We start from the raw sequence: 5,621 nt of genomic DNA, 5'->3' as shown, positions 1-5,621 counted from the left end.
GCGGGTTCTCAGCGGCTTCCTCGCGAGGACAGCGATTTCGCCGCGTAGGGAGCTACGTCAGAAATCGATCCCACAGCGAGGAAGCCGCTGAGGTTCCGCTACCGGCACCGCCACGCAAATCCGTTGCGGACCAGGCCTCGTTACCAGGCTCGGTCCGGGTTCGCGTGTTGCGCGACCCAGGTGTGCATCGCGATCCCGGCCGCGACGCCCGCGTTGATCGAGCGGGTGGAACCGAACTGGGCGATGGACACGACGACGTCCGCGGTCCCGCGGGAGTCCTCGCGCAGCCCCGGCCCTTCCTGACCGAACAGCAGCAGGCAGCGCCGCGGCAGCGGGGTGCGCTCGATCGGGGTGGCGCCGGGCGTGTTGTCCACGGCGACCACCGACAGCTGCTCGCGGGAGGCGAACTCGCGCAGCGCCGCCAGGTCCGGGTGGTGGTGGATGTGCTGGTACCGGTCGGTGACCATCGCGCCGCGCCGGTTCCAGCGGCGGCGGCCCACGATGTGCACCGCGCGGGCCGCGAACGCGTTTGCGGTGCGCACGACGGGTCCGATGTTGTGGTCGTGCTGGAAGTTCTCGATGGCCACGTGGAAGTCGTGCCTGCGGGTGTCGAGATCGGCGACGACGGCCTCGCGGCGCCAGTAGCGGTAGTGGTCGACGACGTTGCGGCGGTCGCCGCCTTCCAGCAGCTCCGGGTCGTAGCGGTCGTCCTGCGGCCACGGACCTTCCCACGGTCCGACGCCGACGCTGGTACCCCACTCGGTGGGGCCTACCTGGTCCTGGTCCTGCACTGTCCGGTCGGCTCCTCGTCAGGCCAGCCCGAGATCGGCCAGGCCCAGCAGCGAGCGGTAGGGCACTCCCGCCGCTTCGATGGCTTCTTTCGCCCCGGTGGCGCGGTCCACCACGGTCGCCACCCCGGCGACCTCGGCGCCCTGTTCGCGCAGCGCATCGACAGCGGTGAGCACGCTGCCGCCGGTCGTAGAGGTGTCCTCCACCGCCAGCACCCGCTTGCCTGCGACGTCCGGGCCTTCGATGCGCCGCTGCATGCCGTGCGACTTGGCGTCCTTGCGGACGACGAAGGCGTCCAGCGGGTCGCCCCCGGCGTGCAGCATCGCGGCGGCGACCGGGTCCGCGCCCAGCGTCAGGCCGCCGACGGCGGTGTAGTCCCAGTCCGCGGTGAGCTCCCGCAGCAGCGAGCCGATCAGCGGAGCAGCGGCGTGGTGCAGCGTGGCCCGGCGCAAGTCGACGTAGTAGTCGGCCTCCTTGCCGGAGGACAACGTGACCTTGCCGTGCACCACGGCGAGATCGGTGACGAGCCGGGCGAGTTCGGTGCGCTGCCGCTGGTCGAGCTGGTTCACGAACGGCCAGCATACGCACCGCGACGCACCCGCCCGGGCTGCCGGGTTCAAGTGCGGCAGGGTTCAAGTGCGGCAGGGTTCAAGTGCGGCAGGGTTCAGGTGCGGCCGGGAACGGTGCGGGTGACGATCGCGCGCTGCAAGCCGAACGGGATGAGCTTGCCGACCGTCACCAGGGCCTTGTACTGCGCGCCGGGGATCGACACCGACTTCCCGCGCCGCAGGTCGGCCAAGCCCTCGTGCACCACGTCGTCGGCGCGCAGCCAGAACAGCTTCGGCAACCGCCCCATGTCCAGCCCGGCCCGCTGGTGGAACTCGGTCCGGGTGAACCCGGCGCACAGCGCCAGCACCCGCACTCCGGAGCCGGTCAGCGAACCGGCGAGCCCGGCGGAGAAGGTCGTCACCCAGGACTTCGTGGCCGAGTAGGTGGAACCGGACACCGAGAAGAACCCGGCGACGCTGGAAACGTTGATCACGTCCCCACCGCCGCGCGCCCGCATCCCCGGCACGGCCGCGTGGGTGAGCCGCAGGACTGCCGCGACGTTGAGGTCGAGCTGCTTGCGCAGCGTTTCCGACTCGGTGTTCCAGAACGCACCGGAGGTGCCGAACCCGGCGTTGTTGACCAGCAGGTCCACCGGACGGCGCTCGTCGGCGACGCGCCGCTCCACCTCGGCGAGCTGCTCGGCGTCGGCGAGGTCGGCGGCGAGCACTTCCACCTCGACGCCGTGCCGTTCGCGCAGGCTTGCGGCCAGTTCCTCCAGCCGCGCGGCGTCCCTGGCGACCAGCACCAGGTCGTGGCCCTCTGCGGCCAGCCGCCGGGCGAAGGCGTTGCCGATCCCGGAGGTCGGGCCGGTCACGAGTGCGGTAGGCATGGGTGGCACCGTAACCGGTTCGGTCGAACGGACCGGTTTCAGGACTGGTTTTCCGAGTGCTCCCGCTGCATCTTCACGGTGTCGTTCGTGTCGGCCGGGGAGGTCGCGCCGGTGCGGCCGGTGCGCTCGGTCGGTTCATCGTCGGACGCTTCGGTGTCGTCCTCGACGTCGAGAACTTCCGTGCCGTTGTCGACGTCGAGAAGGTCGGTGCCGTTGTCGACGTCGAGAACGTCCTCGTCGGCCCGCTGCTCGTCCGCGGCGTGCTCCTGCTCGTTCGGATCCGTCTCGAACGGGTCGATCAAGTCCGCGAGCTCACCCAGCGAACGCAGCAGGCGTTCCAGCCGGGCCGGGTCGGCGGCGTCCGGTTCGATGGCGGCCAGCACCCAGTCCTGCTCCAGCCACACGACGGTGACGTCGCCGCCGACCTCTTCGGCCGCCTCGACCATGGCCGGGGTGACCAGCGGGCGGGCCGCGGCGACCTCGGTGACGAAGGCGTAGCGGGACCCGACCGGGCCGAGCAGGTCCAGTCCGGAGTCCTGCGGCACCGGCACGTCCGGCTGCCACAGCTCGATGGTGGTGCTGACCTTCCGGCGGCACCGCACCCCGGCGAGCACGGTGGCGACCCTGCCGCCGACGGTGAGGTCGAGGACGTAGACCTGCCTGCGACCGTCCGCGGTGAACGTCGACCCGGCGACCACGTCGGTGGCGCTGCCGCCGTGGTGCTGGGCGAGCGCGCCGCGCTCCCACCTGCTCGGCAGCACTTGGTCGGCTTCGGCGAACTGCCAGCCGCGCAGCGCGGCCCAGCGGCGGCGTTCGCGGTTGGTCGGGGCGCGGCGCGCGCGGTCGGCGATCAGCAGCGCGACACCGGCCGCGACGGCTACGACGGCGATCAGGAACCAGACCCAGGCAGGGATACCCACACGGGCAGGGTAGTCCCGAGGTCCGCCACCGCGAAGATCGCCGGGGCCCTGCGTCGCGAATTGCGCCATCCGTGCCATGTGCGCTGGGCGGACGACCCTCGGAGTGATCAATCGGACACGCACGGGCGTGCGCGCTGAGCCGTCCGGGCGGTGGCCGGGGGCGGTGCACGACCCGCTCGCGGCAGCCGGGTCAGGCGAGGTCGTCGGGCTCCCGCATCGCGTGCACCTCGCTCCAGTCCGGCTCGGCGCCCGGAAGCGCGGCACGCGCTCCGGAAGCCCGCAGGCCCTCGATCACCAGCGCCAGGTAGCGCGAGCGGAGTTCGGCACGCCGCGGCTCATCGGTCGGCAACGCCGGGTTGAGGTGTTTGAACAGCAGCACCACGTCGGCCGCCACGAAGTCGCCGCGCAGTTCGCCTGCTTCGTGCGCGGCGCGGACCAGGGCCTCGACGGCCTCGGACATCTCCTGGCGCGCCTGCCGGTACTCCGGCGAGTGCGGCTGGTCGTCCGGCGGCAGCACGGTGCCGACTCCGCTGTCCTCCGCCAAGCAGCGGAACAGGAATCGGGTGAACGCACGCCACGGATCGGCTTCCGCGGCACGGGCCTCGGCGGCTTCGGTCGCGATCCGCTGCAGGCAGCTGATCCGCACTTCCTCGGCGAGCTGCGTCTTGCTCGGGTAGCGCCGGTAGATGCTGGCCACGCCGACGCCCGCGCGGGCGGCCACTTCCGAGATCGGGGCGTTGAAGCCCTGTTCGGCGAACACTTCCCGGGCCGCGGTGATGACCCGGTCGGCATAGCTGATCGGCCGCTGCGCTGTGGTCACGACCACACTCTACGCCGGAGCGGAATCATCCGTTCCGCGGGCGGGTTGCGGCGGAGCGGAGTCATCCGTTCCGCAAGGAGGAGGATCATGTCCGCTCCGCAGCTCGCGCCCGACCGTCCCGCCGCCGCACTGACTCCGCGGCGGACGCTGACCCGGCGACAGGCGTTCTGGTCCGTGGGCGGGCTGCTGGCGCTGTTCCTGATGGCCTCCACCGCGCCTTCCCCGATGTATGCGATCTACCAGCAGCGCTGGGGATTCTCGGCGACGGTGCTCACCGAGGTCTTCGCCGTGTACATGGTCGGCATCCTCGCGGCGCTGGTGCTGCTGGGCGGTTTGTCGGACCGGATCGGCAGGCGTCCGGTGCTGCTGGCCTCGGTGGCACTGGAGATCGTGTCGATGGTGGTGCTGGCGTTCGCGCCCGGCGTGGGCTGGCTGTTCCTGGGCCGCGTGCTGCAAGGGATCGCCACCGGCGCGGCGACCAGCGCGATCAGCGGTTCGCTGCTGGATTTCCAGCCCGCGGGGACGGGTCGCGGAGCGACGATCAACGCGGTCGCCGCCGGAGCGGGCATGGCGGTCGGTTCGGCCGCGGCCGGGTTGCTGGTGCAGTTCGCACCGATGCCCACGACGTTGAGCTACCTGCTGCTGATCGCCGGGTTCGCGGTCTCGCTGGCGGTGCTCTGGGCGATGCCCGAGCCGGTGCTGGTGAGCGGGTCGCTGCGCGACTCGTTGCGACCACAACGACCCACCGTGCCCGCGGGCCGCGGGAAGGTCTTCGCGCTGCTCGCGACGACGATGCTGGCGACCTGGTCGGTCGGCGGGATGTTCATGTCCCTCGGGCCGTCGGTCGCCAAGGGCCTGGTCGGCGGAGGCTCTTACCTGATCGGCGGTCTCGCGGTGGGCGCGGTGACCGGCGTCGGCGCGATCGCGCAGCTGCTGCTTTCCGGATGGAGCGGGCGGCGTTCGGTCCGCGTCGCGGCTCCGCTGCTGATCGTCGGGCTCGCCGGGGTCGCGGCGTCGGTGCTCGTCGGCAGCGCCGCGATGTTCTTCGGCGGAGCCGTGGTGCTCGGGATCGGCTGGGGACTGATGTTCGTGGGCGGCTTCCGGCTGATGACGGCGCTGGCCGATCCGGACAGCCGTGCGGGCACCGCGTCGATGATCTACGTGGTGGCGTACCTGTCCTCGGCGGTACCGAGCGTGGTCCTCGGGATCCTCACCACCCACATCGGCCTGACCACCTCGACGCTGATCTTCGCGATCGCCGCCGCGCTGTTCGCCACCGTCGCCTGGACCAGCACCCACGTCCGCACCTGAGCGCGTCCGCTCCTCCCGCGGAATTTCCCGCCCGACACGCCCACACGCCGCCCGACCAGCGCAGTTCCGTTCGGAGTGAGGGACCTATTCGCCCCGATAGAACGGTCGATGGAGTCCTTCACTCGGGATCTCCGCTCCGCTTCGCACGGTTTCGTTGTGAGTGAACGGCCTGTTCGCCCAATCTATTCGGACGAACGGTCCGTTCGCTCGGGAGATCGTTCGTTGGGAGACGAGTGCGGGGGCGCGCCGGGGAGGAGTGGCGTGCCCCCGCCGGCCTCCGGTCGCGCGGCGCCGTGTCGGGGCTGGGCGTCGCGGCGGGCGGGAGGCCGTCCTCGGGCACGGG

General features: G+C 71.6%; 6 protein-coding genes. 1 reads left to right on the top strand and 5 read right to left on the bottom strand.

Annotated features, from left to right (window positions below; genetic code table 11):
* Positions 1-140 precede the first annotated feature (140 nt).
* The 5 genes from IJH84_RS17480 to IJH84_RS17460 form a co-directional block, all read right to left on the bottom strand.
* Positions 141-791 (bottom strand): RNA methyltransferase, encoded by a 651-nt coding sequence (locus tag IJH84_RS17480; protein ID WP_295146330.1) that lies wholly within the window; start codon positions 789-791, stop codon positions 141-143.
* Positions 792-809: 18 nt separating this feature from the next.
* Positions 810-1,358: an orotate phosphoribosyltransferase gene (pyrE, locus tag IJH84_RS17475; protein ID WP_200068752.1), complete on the bottom strand. Its 549-nt coding sequence runs from the start codon at positions 1,356-1,358 to the stop codon at positions 810-812.
* A 95-nt stretch (positions 1,359-1,453) separates the two neighbouring features.
* Positions 1,454-2,227 carry an SDR family oxidoreductase gene (locus IJH84_RS17470; RefSeq protein ID WP_200068751.1) on the bottom strand — a complete coding sequence of 258 codons (774 nt, stop codon included), beginning with the start codon at positions 2,225-2,227 and terminating at the stop codon, positions 1,454-1,456.
* A gap of 38 nt (positions 2,228-2,265) precedes the next feature.
* Positions 2,266-3,147, bottom strand: coding sequence for a hypothetical protein (locus IJH84_RS17465; protein ID WP_295146327.1), 882 nt, complete (start codon positions 3,145-3,147; stop codon positions 2,266-2,268).
* Positions 3,148-3,337: 190 nt separating this feature from the next.
* Complete coding sequence (locus IJH84_RS17460; RefSeq protein WP_295146325.1) at positions 3,338-3,967, bottom strand: TetR/AcrR family transcriptional regulator; 630 nt, start codon at positions 3,965-3,967, stop codon at positions 3,338-3,340.
* 87 nt (positions 3,968-4,054) lie between these two features.
* Between IJH84_RS17460 and IJH84_RS17455 the strand changes: the two genes are divergently transcribed.
* The gene (locus tag IJH84_RS17455; RefSeq protein ID WP_295146323.1) at positions 4,055-5,278 is read left to right on the top strand and encodes an MFS transporter; all 1,224 of its coding nucleotides are present in this window, start codon (positions 4,055-4,057) and stop codon (positions 5,276-5,278) included.
* The last annotated feature ends 343 nt before the right edge of the window (positions 5,279-5,621 follow it).

It is taken from the genome of Saccharopolyspora sp. (genome assembly GCF_017434145.1).
GTDB lineage: Bacteria > Actinomycetota > Actinomycetes > Mycobacteriales > Pseudonocardiaceae > Saccharopolyspora_C > Saccharopolyspora_C galaxeae.
This window is presented reverse-complemented; position numbering and strand designations above follow the sequence as displayed.